Genomic DNA, 16,094 nt, shown 5'->3' on the forward strand with positions numbered 1-16,094 from the left:
CTATATGAAGAAGGTTCTGTTCATCTTGCTGCCGGTGCTTTTTTTAGCATCATGTACAACAACCCGGTGGGTAGTGACGGAACAGCATGCCGTTGATGAGAGAGCTGAACCTCGAATTGTGCTGAAGCAAACTACGTTTGTATTCGAAGAGGAGCCAACCGTTGACAATCCCATCGCCACATTTTCACTTTACAACATCGAAGACCGAGAGTATCCGGAACGGATCAGGGTAGAGAGAACCGTACAGAGATACAAACCGAAATGGGGCTTTGTTCTGCTGGGTCTGGCGGGGGCAACCGTTGCGGGGTTAGCGGCAAACTCCGGGATACTTCTGTCAAATCCATCCACGGCGCAACAGCTGGGGCTGAATTTAACAGCAGGTCTTATGGGCGTATTGTCATTTACAAATTTGCAGCCTGCGGGTGAACCGATTTACACCGGTGAGACTAAATTGATGAGACAGAGCGGAACCGAGGTTTTCAGGGATTCTGTGCGATATCAGCCCGAGGAGGAACTTGTAGCTGATTTGAAGATTTCACTGAGAGACAGTCTGCTGTTTAGTCAGGATGACGTGCCTCTTGACGATGGATTACTTGAACTGAATCTTGGGTCCTTCAGTGATGATCTTACCGGTCAGTTAGATGAAAATTCGGTCATTGAGATAGAGTTGGGGTTTGAGGGTCAGACAAGCCGATTCGCAGTCCCTGTGAACCGTTTTTTAGCACCTTATCTAAATGTGGAAGTCCTGGTAGCATCCCTGCGCAGCAACCCTGAACAGGATGATGTGAACATCGTAACGGAAGTAGGGCAGGGGAGTTTTCTGGAAATTGTGGAGAATGAGCATGAAAGATTTTTCAAAGTCCGATATGAAGAGAATGAATATTACATAGACAGAGATGCCGGTGTGATTGAGTGGCTGAGCACAGCCGAATCGGGACCGGCACTTGTGTTTGAATTTGCGGAGCTTCCCTTTGGTGAGATCGACGTGGAGCGCGCTATGCCGGTACTGAAACCCAACAATCCCTCCGACCGCAGCCTGGTCATAACAAATGGGATCAACAACGATCTGCTGCCGCGTCAATATTTGGAGAGAGATCATCAACTGTTTGAAGCGTACATGAAAAATACGCTGAGGCTTCAAGACAATCAGATCTCTCGAATTTCAGGTGCAGATCCGATAGGTGGTTTGCGAAATGCGGATCGTATGAATGGGGAAGGATCACTCTACATCTACCTGAGCGGTGTAGCCACTGTAAAATCGGTGAACGGGAGATCAGAGATATTTTTAACTCACAGAGAAAATGAGATCTCTTTAAGTACTCTTTTTGAAAGAATTACCCGTATCAATCCTGGAGCACTTTTTCTGTTTGTGGACCTCGATTATATCAACGGAGATCAACAAGATGGTGAGAGTTTTTTACGAAGCGGAGAGAGCGGACTGCTTCAGCGAACTGCGAACACGATTGTGAGAGAGTTGCCCAACTCCGCAATTCTATTCAGTAACAAGCCGGGACAGCGATCCAACATCTACACCGGTATTATTGACGGCAACCGGCGCCATACGATCTTTAACTATTATTGGGCAGAGGCAATTCAACAGCGAAAAACGAGAATGTCTGATCTTGTCAACCACCTGGATCGGAATGTGGATTACACCTCGCGAAGACTTCATGACTCGCCTCAGGAGATTCAGGCGTTTGGGAATCTGACACTCAATCTGGCACGATGATCACCGGATGGATCTACATTATTTTAAGTGCAGCCGCCTCCGTACTGATTGCTCACTTTTTGAAAGTTGTAGAGAATCGCAATCTTAGTACAGTTAGGGTCTTAACGATTAACTACCTGGTCGCAACCGCTATTGCTTTCTCCTCTTCGGGTTTCACCGGGGCTGTTCAGCTCCAGACTGGCGAGGGATTTGTTGCCATAATGATGGCTGTGGTGGTTGGGGTGATATTTATTGCCAACTTCTTCATCTACAGCAAATCGGTGTACCACAACGGAGTTGGGATTAGTGTTGCGGCGATGCGGATCTCACTCATCATTCCGGTTTTACTCTCTACCTTGTGGTACCTCGAGGTTCTCTCCACCGTTCAGTGGGCTGGGGTGATACTCGTATTTATCACCCTTTTTCTGCTTCTACCAAACAAGAGAAAAATGTTGAGAGAGCCGTTCAGCGTAGCTTGGCTGCTGGTTCTTCTGTTTATCGGGACAGGCTTGGGCGATGGGTCACTTAAAATATATGAGCAGGAGTTTTCGACCTTACTGAATAAAGAACAATTCATGGGGTTCGTTTTTCTGTCTGCGTTTCTGATCGGTTTGGTGATTATGACCGCAAGGCGAAGCTGGGGGGGTAAAAAAATGGAGTGGGTGATGGGAATTGCCGTGGGAATTCCGAACCTCTACACGGCCATATTTTTGATCGAAGCACTGGAACGGATGAACGGAGCCATTGTTTACAGTAGTGTAAATGTATTGACAGTGCTTGGTGGGACGCTGCTCGGTATCATAAAATGGGGGGATAAACTGACCAGGATTCAGTGGGTTGGGATCATTTTAACTGTAATTACAATTCTATTGTTGATTTAATATGAGTTTAATCGAAGAGATCAGACAAAAAGCCTCAAATCTGAACAAACGTGTGGTTCTGCCAGAGGCGGAAAGGGATATTCGTGTGCTGAAAGCCGCTGCAATGTTGAGCGGTATGGGACTTGCGAAGCCAATACTGCTGGGGGAGAAGGAAAAAATAGAGAACCTTGCTAAAGAGCAGGGTGTTGAACTGCCCGATTCGGTGGAAATTAAGCCGTACCGGAACTCAGTGTTTGATGAAAAAAAGTTCAGATATTTTGAAAAGAAGCTTGCCCACAAAAATCCAACCAAAGAGCAGATCCAGGAGATCAGTTTGAACCCGCTTTTTACTGCCGGCTGGATGCTCGATACCGGTAAAGCGGATGCTGCGGTTGCCGGATCGGTGGCCTCAACCGGCGAGGTGATCGTATCCGCATTGCGAACGGTGGGGGTTGCCGAAGGGTCTGAACTTGTTTCAAGCACCTTTCTGATGGAAATGCCCGATGGTAAGGTGTTCACATATGCCGATTGTGCTGTGGTTCCATATCCGGAATCTGATCAGCTGGCATCTATTGCGCTCGATGCCGGAGATACCCACCGGCTGCTGACCGGGGCTGAACCGCTCATCGCGTTTCTGTCATTCTCAACCAAAGGGAGTGCAAAACACGAAAGAGTGGAGCTGGTTCAGCAAGCTTATCAAAAAGCGAAAGCGGCCAAACCGAACTGGAAAATGGACGGTGAACTTCAGTTTGACACAGCTTTTGTAGATTCGGTAGCAAAACGAAAAGCTCCCGACTCTGAAGTTGGTGGCAATGCAAACGTGTTTATTTTTCCAAATCTGGATGCCGGAAACATTGCCTATAAAATTACTGAGCGTCTGGCTGGTGCAACGGCAACCGGGCCCATTCTACAGGGACTTTCCAAACCCTACATGGATCTGTCGCGCGGCTGTTCAGTAGATGATATTGTGAACACAGCTTGTGTGGCTTCGCTGATTAGTCAGAAATCGTCCTAATTTGTTTCCTACTATCGGCTTTATAGCTTCATTCGATTGGAGATTAAACGGGTAAAATGCGTTCTTTATAGCGGTCGGGTTTTGCTTTAAGATCGCATCTATTTTGCTTATCTTTATCTGTTCCAAATAAGAATAGATGAGCATTGACCCGTCCTGAACGAATTTCAGGCATTCAATGGGTGTTATTCGACCAGAAATAGATAACTGTAAAAGTTTCAAAACAACAAAACATGAGTGAGACGAAAGCTCTAGAATCAATGATCGGTGAGGAGTACAAATATGGCTTCACCACCGATGTTGAGTATGAAGATTTTCCAACCGGAATTAATGAAGATGTCGTACGGCTGATCTCCGAGAAGAAGAACGAGCCGGAGTGGATGACGGAGTTCCGTCTGAAGGCTTTTCGGGCATGGAAGGAGATGGAAGAACCGGATTGGTTCAATGCCACGTATGAGAAGCCAAAATTTGATAAGCTTCAGTACTACTCTGCTCCAAAAAATAAACCTAAACTCGACAGTTTAGATGATGTAGATCCAAAAATTCGTGAAACCTACGAAAAGCTGGGCATTCCACTTGAAGAGCAGAAAGCTCTTGCGGGAGTTGCGGTGGATGCTGTATTTGACAGTGTATCGATCTTCACCACATTTAAAGAGAAACTTGCTGAAGCTGGTGTAATTTTTTGCTCCATTTCCGAAGCGATTCAGAATCACCCCGAACTTGTGAAGAAGTATATGGGGTCGGTTGTGCCGGCACGCGATAATTTTTACGCTGCCCTGAACTCCGCAGTATTTTCTGACGGGTCGTTCTGCTATGTGCCAAAAGACACGATCTGCCCGATGGAACTCTCAACATACTTCCGGATCAACAATATGAACTCCGGACAATTTGAGCGGACGCTGATTATTGCGGAAGAGAATAGTCATGTAAGCTACCTGGAAGGCTGTACCGCACCGATGTATGATGAGCATCAGCTGCACGCTGCCGTTGTTGAACTCGTAGCACTGGAAAATGCAGAGATTAAATACTCAACAATTCAGAACTGGTACTCCGGTGATGAAGATGGAAAAGGTGGAATCTACAACTTCGTAACCAAGCGTGGTGCTTGTCGTGGAGATAACTCCAAGATCTCCTGGACTCAGCTCGAAACCGGTTCAGCCGTTACTCTGAAATATCCAAGCGTGATATTGCAGGGAGACAATTCGGTCGGTGAGTTTTACTCGGTTGCTGTTACCAATAACCGTCAGCAGGCGGATACCGGAACCAAAATGATTCACCTTGGAAAGAACACCAAGAGTACAATTATCTCTAAAGGAATCTCAGCCGGTAAGTCGGACAACAGCTATCGCGGACAGGTGAAATTCAGCAAGAAGGCTGATAACGCCCGAAACTATTCGCAGTGCGACTCTATGCTGATTGGGCAGACTTGCGGGGCACATACGTTTCCGTACATCGAATCTGCAAACCCAACGGCAAAGGTTGAGCACGAAGCGACAACGTCGCGGGTGGGCGAGGATCAGATTTTCTACCTGCAGCAGCGTGGTCTCAGTGAAGATGATGCCATATCACTGATTGTGAACGGCTTTGCCAAAGAAGTTCTGAAAGAGCTCCCGATGGAGTTCGCGGTTGAAGCCAACAAGCTTCTCGGCATCAAACTGGAAGGTAGTGTAGGGTAAAATAATTCTCCCTCTTGAGGGGAGTACTCCGACAGTTTTTGTCGGAGGGAGGGGTGTTTGGAAACAAGGAAGTCACATTAAACGCACCCCTTGTCTGCCGCTGAACGCTTGCAGACCTGTCCTCTCAGAAGAGGGGATTTTAACATTTTAAAATCAAACAAAACAAAATCATACAACTGTGTTAGAATTAAAAGATTTACATGTTGAAGTTGAGGGTGAAGGGATTGAAATCCTGAAGGGAGTAAACCTCAAAGTGAAAAAAGGAGAAATTCACGCCATTATGGGGCCTAACGGAAGCGGTAAGAGTACCCTTTCCAAAGTAGTGGCCGGCCACCCGGAGTACGAAGTAACCAAAGGTGACATTCTTTTTGAAGGTGAAAGCATTTTGGAACTCGATCCGGATGAAAGAGCGCACAAAGGTGTATTCCTCGCGTTTCAATACCCGGTGGAAGTTCCCGGTGTAACCAACAACACGCTGCTGCGAGAGTCGTATAACACTATTGCAGCATCCATGGGGCGGGAAGAGTTAGACCCTCTTGAGTTTGAAGATTACATCAAAGACAAACTGGATTTGGTTCAGATGGATCCCGAGTTTTTGAACAGAAGTGTAAATACCGGTTTCTCAGGCGGCGAGAAGAAACGAAATGAAATTTTCCAGATGGCGGTACTTCAGCCAAAGCTGTCACTTCTTGACGAAACAGACTCCGGCCTAGATATCGATGCATTGAAAATTGTATCCAACGGAATTAACCAGCTGCATGGAGAGGATGACGCTGTAGTTCTGATTACTCACTATCAGCGCTTGCTTAACTACATCACCCCGGATTATGTGCATGTGATGATGGGCGGTAAGATTGTAAAAAGTGGTGAGAAAGAGCTGGCCCTTGAGCTTGAGGAGAAAGGCTACGATTGGCTGGAAGATCTTGCAACCGTAAACGGAGAGGCGAAGTAATGGCACATCCTACCAAGGTTGAACCATCATTTTTGCACCGGCTGGCAAAGCACTCACCGGAGAGTGAGAACTGGGCCGGGATTCGTGAACAGAGCCTGAAAGATCTGAATACCACTAATTTTCCACATCGTAAGATTGAGGAGTGGAGATTTACCGATCTGAAACCGTTCACAAGAACCGATTTTGTACCGCTTAGTGAAGCGGATACACTTCCTGCTACCGATATTGAACAATATTATATTCCTGAATCTGACCGAAGCCGTTTGGTTTTTATCAACGGTACATTTCAGGAGAAGTATTCGTCCATCGGCGGACTCGGGAAAGGGGTTACTTTCGGTAATCTGTCCGATTTTGCTGATCACGATGCGGTTGAGGAGTACCTGAACAAGTTAGTCAATTACGAAGAGGACGTGTTTGTACCCTTTAACGGATTGATGTTCGAAGACGGTGCTTTCATCCATCTGGAGAAAGGAGCCAACGCAGAAGCTCCGATCCAGGTTTTGAATCTCTACACCGATTCTAAGCAGGCCTACATTGCAACTCCGAGAATGCTGGTGGTGGCAGAAGAGGAGTCGGATGTGACGATTATTGAAGATCACATCGGGCTGTCTGAAAATACCTATATGACTGTTCCGGTTTGTGAGGTGAAGGCTAAGCAGAAAGCTCACATTCACCACGTCCGTATACAGCGGGACAGCCGAAGCGCGCTGCATGTATCCCGACCGATCGCCTATGTTGAAAAAAACGCCGAGTATCACTCCTATACGATCACTTTGGGTGCAAAACTTTCTCGTAATGAGCCGCGTGTGGTTCAGGAAGACGAGGAAGTGGACTTCACCCTGGACGGACTGGTACTGATTGATGGAGATCAGATTGCAGATACACACTCTGTAATGGATCATCGATTTTCTCATGCAAACAGCCATCAGCTTCATAAAGTTGTAGTAAATGGCAAGGCGCACAGTATTTTCAACGGTAAGATTTTTGTTCGCCGGGATGCTCAGAAGATCGATTCGTTTCAGGAGAACAGAAACCTGCTTCTTTCAGAAGACGGTCTGGTGAACACCAAGCCGCAGCTCGAAATCTTTGCGGATGATGTTCTCTGTTCGCACGGAGCGACAATCGGACAGCTTGACCCTGAAGAGGTGTTCTACCTCCAGAGCCGGGGTATGACCGAAGAGAAAGCGAAAGAGGTCTTAACCTACGCTTTTGCTCTCGAAACCATTGAAAATATGAAAGTGGAATCTGTGCACCAGCTTCTGATAGATGAAGTGTACAGATACACCAAAGCAAACAGTGTTGCGAAAGTAACCGCTTAAATTTTCCTCATCCTGAGAAATCGGGAGCAGTGAGGAAAATGAAAGAGAGTGTGCTGAATATCTGAATACAGTTGTTGAGCACACTCCATTTATATTCTCTTCAAATAGATTGAAGACTTTAAACACTATGGCACAAGCAGTGAAAAACATACCGGAAATCGATTTTGAGAAGATCCGAAAGGATTTTCCGGTTCTTGAGCAGGAGGTCAACGGTAAAGCGTTGGTCTATCTTGACAATGCTGCGTCCAGCCAGATGCCTCTGCAGGTTGCCAGGCGCATCGATGATTACCATCGACACGAACACGCCAATGTGCATCGAGGTATTCACACGCTCAGCCAGAAAGCAACAGATGCATTTGAATTGACCCGAAAGAAAGTCAGGGATTTTATTCATGCAGATTCTGAGAATGAAATCGTCTATACCACCGGTACCACCGACTCGATCAACCTGGTAGCGAATAGCTATGGCGGTTCAGTTCTGAAGGAGGGAGACGAAATTATTCTCTCCGAGATGGAGCACCACGCTAATATTGTGCCTTGGCAGATGATTGCTGACCGTACCGGTGCCAATATCAAGATTATTCCGGTAACGGATTCCGGTGACCTGGATATGAATGCGTACAAATCCCTGCTGAGCAACAGAACAAAAATTGTAGCTGTGGTTCATGTCTCCAATGCTCTTGGAACTGTAAATCCGGTTAAAGAGATCACGAAACTCGCTCATGAACAAGATGCTGTAGTATTGATCGACGGGGCACAATCGATTCCGCATCAAGCCATCGATGTGCAGGATATTGGATGCGACTTTTTCGCATTTTCTGCACATAAGATGTGCGGTCCCACAGGGTTTGGCATTCTGTACGGAAAAATGGATCTGCTCGAACAGATGCCCCCATACAGAGGCGGCGGCGACATGATTGACAAAGTCTCATTTGAAGAGACTACATTTAATGTACCGCCATTTCGGTTTGAAGCCGGAACGCCTCCAATTTCGGCCGGTATCGGGCTGGGGTCTGCAATCGACTATTTGAACGGAATTGGAATGGATCATATCGCCCGGCGAGAAGAGCAGCTGGTAGATTACGCCGTACAGGAATTGAAAAAAATTGATGGGTTACGATTTATCGGTGATTCCGAAAAACGGGCCTCCGTCTGTTCATTTATAATTGAAGGAGTTCACGCAACGGATATTGGTACTATTTTGGACAAGCAGGGGATCGCCGTGAGAACGGGACACCATTGTGCGCAGCCGATTTTGAAACGTTTTAATGTTCCATCAACTGCAAGAGCTTCATTCTCTTTTTACAACACAGAAGAGGATGTTGACCGGCTTGTTGAAGGCGTCCGATATGCGAAGAGTTTTTTTGAGTAGTGTCTCATTTATATCTAAACCAATTTTAAATAATCTCTCTTTATAACCGTTTCCAATACAAAAAAGGTGATAAGTTATGCCAAAGATTAAAGAAATAGAACGAACGCCAAATCCCGATGCCATGCGTTTTGTGTTGGGAGAACCTCTCACAAATGGTGTTACCAAATCTTTTGAGAATAGTGGAGAAGCTGAGCACGATGAACTGGCTAAAGCGCTGTTTGATATTGAGCATGTGATCAATGTCTACTATGTGGACAAATATATTACTGTCACACAGGATGGAAATGCGGTTTGGTCTGAACTGCTTCGTAAACTTGCCCCTCCAATCCGAGAGGCAAAACCTCAGATGGATCTGACGGAAGATGAAGAGGTTCACGCGACTAAAGAGGTACAGGATTCCGACGACCCGCGACTTGTACAAATTAATCAAATGCTGGATGAACAGGTCCGGCCATACTTGCTTGCGGATGGCGGTGGATTGAAAGTACTTGGCCTCGATGGCAACAGGCTGAAAGTTCACTATCAGGGTGCATGCGGAACATGCCCTACGGCAACTTCAGGAACACTTTACGCCATCGAAAGCATGGTGAAACGAATCGATCCTGAAATTCAGGTGATATCCGTTTAGAATTTAGTTGAAGTACGTTTTTCATAAAAAAGCAGGTAAACCATGTCCATTTCAATCAGTGATCGTGCCGCAGAGCGAATCCATCAGATACGTAAAGAGCAGAGTATCTCTGAGAACACTCCTCTACGTGTATCCGTTGTGAGCGGAGGCTGCTCCGGTTTGACTTATGATCTCGATTTTGATTCTCAAAAGGAGATCACAAAAGAGGATAAGGAGTTTGAAGAGCACGGGATTAAAGTTGTAGTTGATACGAGAAGTTTTCTCTATCTGGCCGGAACACGGCTGGATTATACTGACGGGCTTGATGGACAGGGATTTCATTTTAACAATCCAAATGCCGTACGTAGTTGCTCCTGCGGAGAATCATTTTCACTTTAAAATCTTAGTAGCGGGTAGAAAGCATTAAGTACCTGCTTGCTACTTCTACTCCATCACCTGCTACTCAATATTTAACATTCATGTCAGAAATCGTCAACAAAGTAAAACAGTCTAAACTTGAAACCGTAGATCTGGAAAAGATTGCGGCAGGATTGAAAGTTTTTGAACTGGATATTAAGGAGTTTCTGTTTCAGGGCTTGATTTTGAAAGAGAAAGAGTATCGAGAACAGCTGGAAAAACACGACTGGACGCAATACAAGGATGGATTTTTGGCGGTGCACTGCTCCACAGATGCGATTGTTCCTAAGTGGGCCTACATGCTCGTGGTTCAGCACGCGTATGAATATGCTGATGATATTCTATTTGGAAGCAGGGAAGAGGTTTTGGACGAGCTTCTTATCAGAAAATTATCTGATGTGGAGTGGGAGCAGTACCGGGATAAATTTGTACTGCTCAAAGGATGCAGCAAAATGGACATCAGCTCAGATGTTTATATGGAAGCAACCAAACGGCTTATGCCCTACGTTAAAAAGTTGATGTATGGCGAAGCTTGCTCCAATGTTCCCATCTTCAGGCAGAAAAAGTAGCATATTTACGACTTTCCGTCATCCGACATTTTTCTGGTTTTGGCGATAGAGCGGCTTAATATGATGACGGGAACCAATCCCACCAGAATTATGGCCAGCGCCGCGCCAGACGACTCTGCAAGCCTCTCGTCGGATGCCAGCCTGTAAACCTGTACGGCCAGCGTGTCAAAGTTGAATGGGCGCACAATCAGTGTTGCCGGGAGCTCTTTGATTACGTCTACCACAACCAGCATGATGGCGGCGAACAGACTGCCGGACATCATAGGCATGTGAATTTTCCGGAGAATCTTTCCAAAACTGTACCCCATCCCTTCGGCGGCTTCATCCATGTTATGGGTGATTTTTCCGAGACTCGCTTCAACGGTATTATAAGCAACCGCTAAAAATCGCACTACATAAGCAAAAATGAGGGCGAATATGGTGCCGCTGAGAATGAGTCCTGATGAGATGCCGACATTTTCCCGAAGCCAGCTATCAATGCTGTTATCAACCCAGCCAAAAGGAATGAGTATACCCACTGCAATGACAGATCCCGGTATGGCATAACCCATCGATCCGATTCTGGTTGAGATTTTAGTCAGGTAGTTCGGATTGAGACGAACACCGTATGCCATAATCAATGCAACCAACAGGGCAAAAATTCCGGCAATGGATGCAACCATGATGGTATTGATGCTAAATTGAATAAACCGGGAATCAACAGCCTTACTGAAGTTGGAGATCATCATTTCAGTTAAAATGGCCACGGGTATAAAAAATCCAATCAAAACCGTAAGTGAACAGAATAGAGTAGCACCCCAGGCTTTCCATCCCTTCAGGTTATATACCGAGAGTCGTTTGAAACGGCCGGTGCCACCTTGTTGAATGTTGATTTTACTCCTGCTGAGCCGTTCAATCAGGATGAGGAATAGGATAAATAGTAACAGGAAACCGGAGAGTTGGGCTGCTGCGGCTCGTTCCCCTAAACCGAACCACGTTCGGTAGATACCTGTTGTAAAGGTTTGTACTCCAAAATAATCAACTGTACCGAAGTCGTTTAATGTTTCCATCAGAGCAAGAGCCATTCCGGCGGCAATGGATGGCCGTGCCAATGGCAGTGCGATTTTGTAGAAGCTCTGCAAAGGAGTTGCTCCCAGGCTTCGGCTCGCTTCAAGGAGGGAGGAGGACTGTTCCAAAAATGCCGCCCTTGTGAGCAGATAGACATAAGGGAAAAAGACGAATGACATCATAATAATGGCGCCGCCTATAGAACGAACATTTGGGAAATAGTAATCGCCGAGGCCCCATCCGGTAAGATCCCTGAGCAGCGACTGTAACGGCCCGGTGTAGGTCAGAAAATCGGTGTAGGTGTATGCCATCAGGTATGCGGGAACAGCCATGGGGAGAATCAACATCCAGTTGAACCATTTGCTGCCGGGAAACCGGCACATGGTTACCAGCCAGGCGGAACCGACTCCAATAATGAAAACTCCCGTTCCTACACCGACCATCAGCAGAAACGAATTTTTTACATACTCCGGCAGCACAGTGGAAGCAAGGTGTTGCCAGATATCGCCGCTTGGAATAAATATATTGGCTGCAACGGTTACGATCGGGATTGAAACCAGAAGAGCGATGATAACGGTCCAGATATTCCACCATCCGGAGCCTGAGCCATTTGAGGTTTTACTGTTAAACAGTCGGTTTTTTTTTGTCAACTCAATCAGATTCTGAATCATATACTAAACGCCCAATCCGACTTTGTTTTTTCAAATTCATGTTTTAATACAGCATTGGCCGCGTGGTAACCGCACATTCCATGCACACCGCCACCCGGAGGAGTGGATGATGAACAGAAGTAGAGTCCCTGAGATGGAATTTTATACGGATTGATCAGGCTTACGGGCCGTGAAAACAGTTGAGAGATATCCTGGCGTCCTCCATTGATATCGCCGCCTACATAGTTCTCATTGTATGTTTCAAAATCAGCGGTATTCATGGTTACTTTGGAATCTATAACATCCCGAAATCCGGGCGCAAACCGCTCAATTTGATCCTCAATTTGATTAGTCATATCTCTTTTTGAGCCATTTGGAACGTGGCAATAAGCCCAAAGGGTGTGTCTGTCATCAGGAGTTCTGCTGTCGTCGAACAGACTCTGCTGGGCAACCAACACAAACGGATTTTCAGAGTGAACGCCTTCCGATATCTCTTTTTCAGATGCAGCAATTTCCTCAAATGTGCCGCCTAAGTGAACCGTTCCTGCTTTTGCACAGTTTGGGTCACTCCAAGGGACAGGTTCTTTTAGAATGTAATCGACTTTAAATACACCTGAACCGTAGGTGAAACCTTCCAATTTTCTTCGATAGGATGGCGGCAATTTATCCCCGGCAATTCGTGCAACCTGCAACGGAGTCAAATCAAACAGAACCGCCTTGGATTCGGGCAGTTGGTTAAGATTTTTAATTCTGTGACCGGTCTCGATCTCACCTCCAAGCAACTCAAAATAGGATGTCATAGCGTTTGCTATCATCTGTGAACCACCTTTTGGCAGAGGCCATCCGCCGGTGTGTGCTGCTGCGTAAAAAACCAATCCGATAGCAGTTGTAGCCGGTAAATTGAGAGGCAGAATGCTATGAGCGGCCATTCCGGCAAAGAGTGCCTTCGACTTTACTGTTTTAAAATATTTTTGAAAGATGGAAGCCGGCAGTAGACCTTTCAAACCAAAGGATGCCATTGCCAGAGGGTTTCTCGGTATAGATAGTGGTCCCAGAAAATCCTTCGTCAATCCATCCCAATGATCCACAATCGGTTCAACAATCGATCGATACCGATTTTCATCTTGGTTTAATAGAAAAGCTGTTTCGAACAGATCTCGGCTCAAAAGTGCTGCTTCCCCGCAATCCAGGGGATGCGCAGCGGCAAAATCAGGGTGAATCCATTCAAGGCCGTGTGCTTCAAGCGGGAGCTTTTTTAAAAACGGTGAGGAAGCGGCCATTGGATGAATGGCAGAGCAGATATCGTGTTTACAACCATCGGACATTAGCTCTTTGGTTCTCATGCCGCCGCCAACGGTTTTTTCTGCTTCAATAATTTTTACCCGTAAACCTTCCAGTGACAAACGAATTCCTGCAGCCAACCCATTTGGACCGGAGCCGATTATTACTGCGTCGTATTTTTGGTTTGCTGAACTCAACGGATGAATTTTTATTCAATCTAAATAGATACTCTAAAGGTAAGCAAACTACACTCAAACCTGAAGTGAAATGAGAGCCTGATTGGACTGAATATGGATTGAATAGAATCAAAGATTGCAGATCAAACGTTTGTCTTGAGCTTGCGTCTAAACAGTAGATGAACTTCTCATATTAACCGATAGGTATAAGCCATGAAAAAAACAGGAATCGTGATCATTGTACTCAGTCTGTTTGTAATTACCTCACAAGCACAAAATATGCAGGGACAACATTCCATGATGAGCAGTCCGGGAATTCAGCAAATCGTTGTTATGTATGGCGATCAGCTGGATATAACAGATGATCAGCTATCTGAAATTATAGCAAAGCAGCTTGAATATCGTGAAACGATGCGCAATGCCCGCATGCAGTCAAATCGAGCAAACCGTGGTCAGCAAGAGCAGCAGGGTGAAAATTACCGGGCACAGCACAGTCAATCCATTCTGCGTTCAGTTTTAACTGAGAGTCAGATGGGTAAACTGAATGAACTGATGAAAGATCGCGCAAATTTCTCACACCGTTATACAACTATTCGTCACAAGGAGATCGTGGACAGAAGCGGATTAGAAGGTGAAAAGAGAGATGCAGTACTGGAGATGATGAATCGACATGCGGAACAGAGGAAAGAGCTTCAACTTCAAAGAATTGAAAATCCTCAATCAATGAGCGCCGATGATCGCCGTCAGATGATGAACACAATGCGTGATGATATGCAGGAACTCCGTTCAATCTTAACAGTGGAGGAATACGAAAATTTAATGCAATTTATGGGGCGAGGGCAGGATCGGCCAAACAGTCGCATGAACCAAAGACCGAATAACCGTCGCCAGAACTGATAAGTTAAAATAAGCCTCAGCACGGTGTAGAATTGATGGGCATTACAGATGATTTTAAAAAAGAGTTACCCAGGCTCTATCCAAGGCTCCATCGTGCAATGAGTGCTTATTTGGCGGGAAGTGATCTTGATCCTGAAGACATTACACAGGAGGCATTTCTGAAAGCGTATCGATCGGTCGGCAAGTTTAAAGGAGAATCGGGATTTTACACCTGGATATACTCCATCGCCAGAAATCTTTGTATTGATCATTTCAGAAAGCAGAAAAATGAACCCGATAAAAGCTCGATACCGGTTGATGAGTTTGAAATTGAATCAGATGAGTTTAAATCGGCAGATAAACGTGAAGAGATACTGCTGCTTCGGAAGGCGATTGCTCAACTTCCGGAACTGTTACGAACAGTGGTAATTATGAAAACCGTGGATGGACTTACCTATCCGGAAATTTCCGAAATACTGGATGTAAATGAACAGACAATTAAAAACAGAATGTTCCGTGCACGTAAAGAGCTGGCAGGTATATTGAAAAAAATGGGAGTGGATCAGATATGAAACTGTATGACATGAATGAACAAAACGAGCGGAAAAAGCTGGAACTGATGATCAACCGGGCTGCTGACGGTGAGCTCACTGAGCAGGAGATATCAACTCTTAATCAACAGCTTCAGGGGTATCCCGACCTGTTGGAGAATTATCATGACATTCTCGCCTTACCGGATCTGAAGAGCGCGTATGACAGGATTAATATTCACCCTTCCGATTATCAGACAAAAATCGATCGACTCATCAGCCGAATGGAAGAGGATGGTCTGAAGAACTTTGCGGAGGCATCCATTTTCTGGTTCAAACGTTATGCGTTTGCAGCTTCTGTTGCTGCGTTAGCCCTTGTATCGGGGTTCTATTTAATAACGGACAATACAGGTGATAATGAAATGGCTGTGGAGCAGCTACTCTATCCCGACGATGGGGGCGATGCCGAAACCTATGTACTCTATCTCAACGAATATTTTGATTGATTATGCTCATGAATACTAAAACAAAAGTTATACTCTCATTTATTACAGTGTTTTTGCTGGGCGGCATTTCCGGCTATCTGGTTCGGGATACACTTTTAGTAAAGGAACAGTATGCCCATAGCGAAAGGTTTTCCGGGAATGAAGACAGGAACGGCACTCGGTTCGAGAATGAACAGGAGAGGCGAGAACATCGACAACGGATGCGGGAACGCGCACAAAATCGCCTTATTGAATATCTAAGTCTCGAGGAGAATCAACAGGAGGAGTTTTTCTCACTTTTGCACACCTACCACACCGATATTCGAGACTCGGTTCGAACCATTCGTGATCTTGAGGATTCATTTATTCGAGAACATTATGATGAGTTCAAAATAGATCTGTCTGACCTTCTAAATCAGCAGCAACTGAATAGAATGGATCGATTTTTTCATCCCGATTCAGTCCGGTATAACAGAGCAAACAGAGATCACAGAAATTAAACCACCCTCATAAGAGCTGATTCCACACAAAATCATATTCAATTTTTCTGCTTCGAT

At 45.6% G+C, this 16,094-nt stretch carries 17 protein-coding genes; 14 read left to right on the top strand and 3 right to left on the bottom strand.

What is annotated here, in order from left to right; all coding sequences use genetic code 11:
* The first annotated feature begins 4 nt into the window (after positions 1–4).
* From BG260_RS11940 to BG260_RS11950, 3 genes are read left to right on the top strand one after another with little or no spacing between them, the layout of a single operon-like run.
* On the top strand, positions 5–1,729 hold the full coding sequence (locus BG260_RS11940; protein ID WP_141691595.1) for a hypothetical protein: 1,725 nt from the start codon (positions 5–7) through the stop codon (positions 1,727–1,729).
* A complete protein-coding gene (locus tag BG260_RS11945) occupies positions 1,726–2,589 on the top strand; it encodes a DMT family transporter (RefSeq protein WP_069132995.1) in 864 nt (287 codons plus the stop codon). Before BG260_RS11940 ends, BG260_RS11945 begins: the two co-directional genes overlap by 4 nt.
* Before the next feature lies 1 nt (position 2,590).
* Positions 2,591–3,583 (top strand): phosphotransacetylase, encoded by a 993-nt coding sequence (locus BG260_RS11950; RefSeq protein ID WP_069132997.1) that lies wholly within the window; start codon positions 2,591–2,593, stop codon positions 3,581–3,583.
* 43 nt (positions 3,584–3,626) lie between these two features.
* On the opposite strand, the gene BG260_RS14490 is transcribed toward BG260_RS11950, so the two are convergent.
* Positions 3,627–3,755, bottom strand: coding sequence for a hypothetical protein (locus tag BG260_RS14490; RefSeq protein ID WP_281179605.1), 129 nt, complete (start codon positions 3,753–3,755; stop codon positions 3,627–3,629).
* Between the two features lie 58 nt (positions 3,756–3,813).
* Here BG260_RS14490 and sufB point away from each other — a divergent pair, with 58 nt between their 5' ends.
* From sufB to BG260_RS11985, 7 genes are all read left to right on the top strand, one after another.
* Positions 3,814–5,256, top strand: a complete 1,443-nt coding sequence (sufB, locus tag BG260_RS11955) for a Fe-S cluster assembly protein SufB (protein WP_069132999.1) — start codon at positions 3,814–3,816, stop codon at positions 5,254–5,256.
* 178 nt (positions 5,257–5,434) lie between these two features.
* Complete coding sequence (gene sufC / locus BG260_RS11960) at positions 5,435–6,208, top strand: Fe-S cluster assembly ATPase SufC (protein WP_069133001.1); 774 nt, start codon at positions 5,435–5,437, stop codon at positions 6,206–6,208.
* Positions 6,208–7,527: a Fe-S cluster assembly protein SufD gene (gene sufD, locus BG260_RS11965; RefSeq protein ID WP_069133003.1), complete on the top strand. Its 1,320-nt coding sequence runs from the start codon at positions 6,208–6,210 to the stop codon at positions 7,525–7,527. Before sufC ends, sufD begins: the two co-directional genes overlap by 1 nt.
* Positions 7,528–7,654: 127 nt before the next feature.
* A complete protein-coding gene (locus BG260_RS11970; RefSeq protein ID WP_069133005.1) occupies positions 7,655–8,899 on the top strand; it encodes a cysteine desulfurase in 1,245 nt (414 codons plus the stop codon).
* A 76-nt stretch (positions 8,900–8,975) separates the two neighbouring features.
* Positions 8,976–9,527, top strand: a complete 552-nt coding sequence (locus BG260_RS11975) for a NifU family protein (RefSeq protein WP_069133007.1) — start codon at positions 8,976–8,978, stop codon at positions 9,525–9,527.
* A 42-nt stretch (positions 9,528–9,569) separates the two neighbouring features.
* On the top strand, positions 9,570–9,905 hold the full coding sequence (locus tag BG260_RS11980; RefSeq protein WP_069133009.1) for a HesB/IscA family protein: 336 nt from the start codon (positions 9,570–9,572) through the stop codon (positions 9,903–9,905).
* 80 nt (positions 9,906–9,985) lie between these two features.
* Positions 9,986–10,492, top strand: a complete 507-nt coding sequence (locus BG260_RS11985) for a DUF2480 family protein (protein ID WP_069133011.1) — start codon at positions 9,986–9,988, stop codon at positions 10,490–10,492.
* Between the two features lie 5 nt (positions 10,493–10,497).
* On the opposite strand, the gene BG260_RS11990 is transcribed toward BG260_RS11985, so the two are convergent.
* Together BG260_RS11990 and BG260_RS11995 are read right to left on the bottom strand one after the other, a co-directional pair.
* Positions 10,498–12,210 (bottom strand): ABC transporter permease, encoded by a 1,713-nt coding sequence (locus BG260_RS11990; protein WP_069133013.1) that lies wholly within the window; start codon positions 12,208–12,210, stop codon positions 10,498–10,500.
* A complete protein-coding gene (locus tag BG260_RS11995; RefSeq protein WP_069133015.1) occupies positions 12,207–13,667 on the bottom strand; it encodes a phytoene desaturase family protein in 1,461 nt (486 codons plus the stop codon). The genes BG260_RS11990 and BG260_RS11995 overlap by 4 nt, the downstream gene beginning before the upstream one ends.
* A gap of 192 nt (positions 13,668–13,859) precedes the next feature.
* Here BG260_RS11995 and BG260_RS12000 point away from each other — a divergent pair, with 192 nt between their 5' ends.
* From BG260_RS12000 to BG260_RS12015, 4 genes are read left to right on the top strand one after another with little or no spacing between them, the layout of a single operon-like run.
* Complete coding sequence (locus BG260_RS12000; protein WP_069133017.1) at positions 13,860–14,543, top strand: hypothetical protein; 684 nt, start codon at positions 13,860–13,862, stop codon at positions 14,541–14,543.
* A 35-nt stretch (positions 14,544–14,578) separates the two neighbouring features.
* Complete coding sequence (locus tag BG260_RS12005; RefSeq protein WP_069133019.1) at positions 14,579–15,094, top strand: RNA polymerase sigma factor; 516 nt, start codon at positions 14,579–14,581, stop codon at positions 15,092–15,094.
* A gap of 11 nt (positions 15,095–15,105) precedes the next feature.
* Entirely contained in the window at positions 15,106–15,558 is a 453-nt protein-coding gene (locus BG260_RS12010) for a hypothetical protein (protein ID WP_141691596.1), read from the top strand.
* Between the two features lie 8 nt (positions 15,559–15,566).
* Positions 15,567–16,037 carry a hypothetical protein gene (locus tag BG260_RS12015; protein ID WP_141691597.1) on the top strand — a complete coding sequence of 157 codons (471 nt, stop codon included), beginning with the start codon at positions 15,567–15,569 and terminating at the stop codon, positions 16,035–16,037.
* The last annotated feature ends 57 nt before the right edge of the window (positions 16,038–16,094 follow it).

Source organism: Rhodohalobacter halophilus (assembly GCF_001715195.1).
GTDB lineage: Bacteria > Bacteroidota > Rhodothermia > Balneolales > Balneolaceae > Rhodohalobacter > Rhodohalobacter halophilus.

Excerpts from the sequence above, each read along its gene's own strand:
- BG260_RS11950 (WP_069132997.1), top strand. The coding sequence starts at position 2,591 with ATGAGTTTAATCGAAGAGATCAGACAAAAAGCCTCAAATCTGAACAAA.
- BG260_RS11985 (WP_069133011.1), top strand. The coding sequence starts at position 9,986 with ATGTCAGAAATCGTCAACAAAGTAAAACAGTCTAAACTTGAAACCGTA.
- BG260_RS12010 (WP_141691596.1), top strand. The coding sequence starts at position 15,106 with ATGAATGAACAAAACGAGCGGAAAAAGCTGGAACTGATGATCAACCGG.
- BG260_RS11945 (WP_069132995.1), top strand. The coding sequence starts at position 1,726 with ATGATCACCGGATGGATCTACATTATTTTAAGTGCAGCCGCCTCCGTA.
- BG260_RS12015 (WP_141691597.1), top strand. The coding sequence starts at position 15,567 with ATGAATACTAAAACAAAAGTTATACTCTCATTTATTACAGTGTTTTTG.
- sufD (WP_069133003.1), top strand. The coding sequence starts at position 6,208 with ATGGCACATCCTACCAAGGTTGAACCATCATTTTTGCACCGGCTGGCA.
- BG260_RS11975 (WP_069133007.1), top strand. The coding sequence starts at position 8,976 with ATGCCAAAGATTAAAGAAATAGAACGAACGCCAAATCCCGATGCCATG.
- BG260_RS12000 (WP_069133017.1), top strand. The coding sequence starts at position 13,860 with ATGAAAAAAACAGGAATCGTGATCATTGTACTCAGTCTGTTTGTAATT.
- sufB (WP_069132999.1), top strand. The coding sequence starts at position 3,814 with ATGAGTGAGACGAAAGCTCTAGAATCAATGATCGGTGAGGAGTACAAA.
- BG260_RS11990 (WP_069133013.1), bottom strand. The coding sequence starts at position 12,210 with ATGATTCAGAATCTGATTGAGTTGACAAAAAAAAACCGACTGTTTAAC.
- BG260_RS14490 (WP_281179605.1), bottom strand. The coding sequence starts at position 3,755 with ATGCCTGAAATTCGTTCAGGACGGGTCAATGCTCATCTATTCTTATTT.
- BG260_RS11940 (WP_141691595.1), top strand. The coding sequence starts at position 5 with ATGAAGAAGGTTCTGTTCATCTTGCTGCCGGTGCTTTTTTTAGCATCA.
- BG260_RS12005 (WP_069133019.1), top strand. The coding sequence starts at position 14,579 with ATGGGCATTACAGATGATTTTAAAAAAGAGTTACCCAGGCTCTATCCA.
- BG260_RS11980 (WP_069133009.1), top strand. The coding sequence starts at position 9,570 with ATGTCCATTTCAATCAGTGATCGTGCCGCAGAGCGAATCCATCAGATA.
- BG260_RS11970 (WP_069133005.1), top strand. The coding sequence starts at position 7,655 with ATGGCACAAGCAGTGAAAAACATACCGGAAATCGATTTTGAGAAGATC.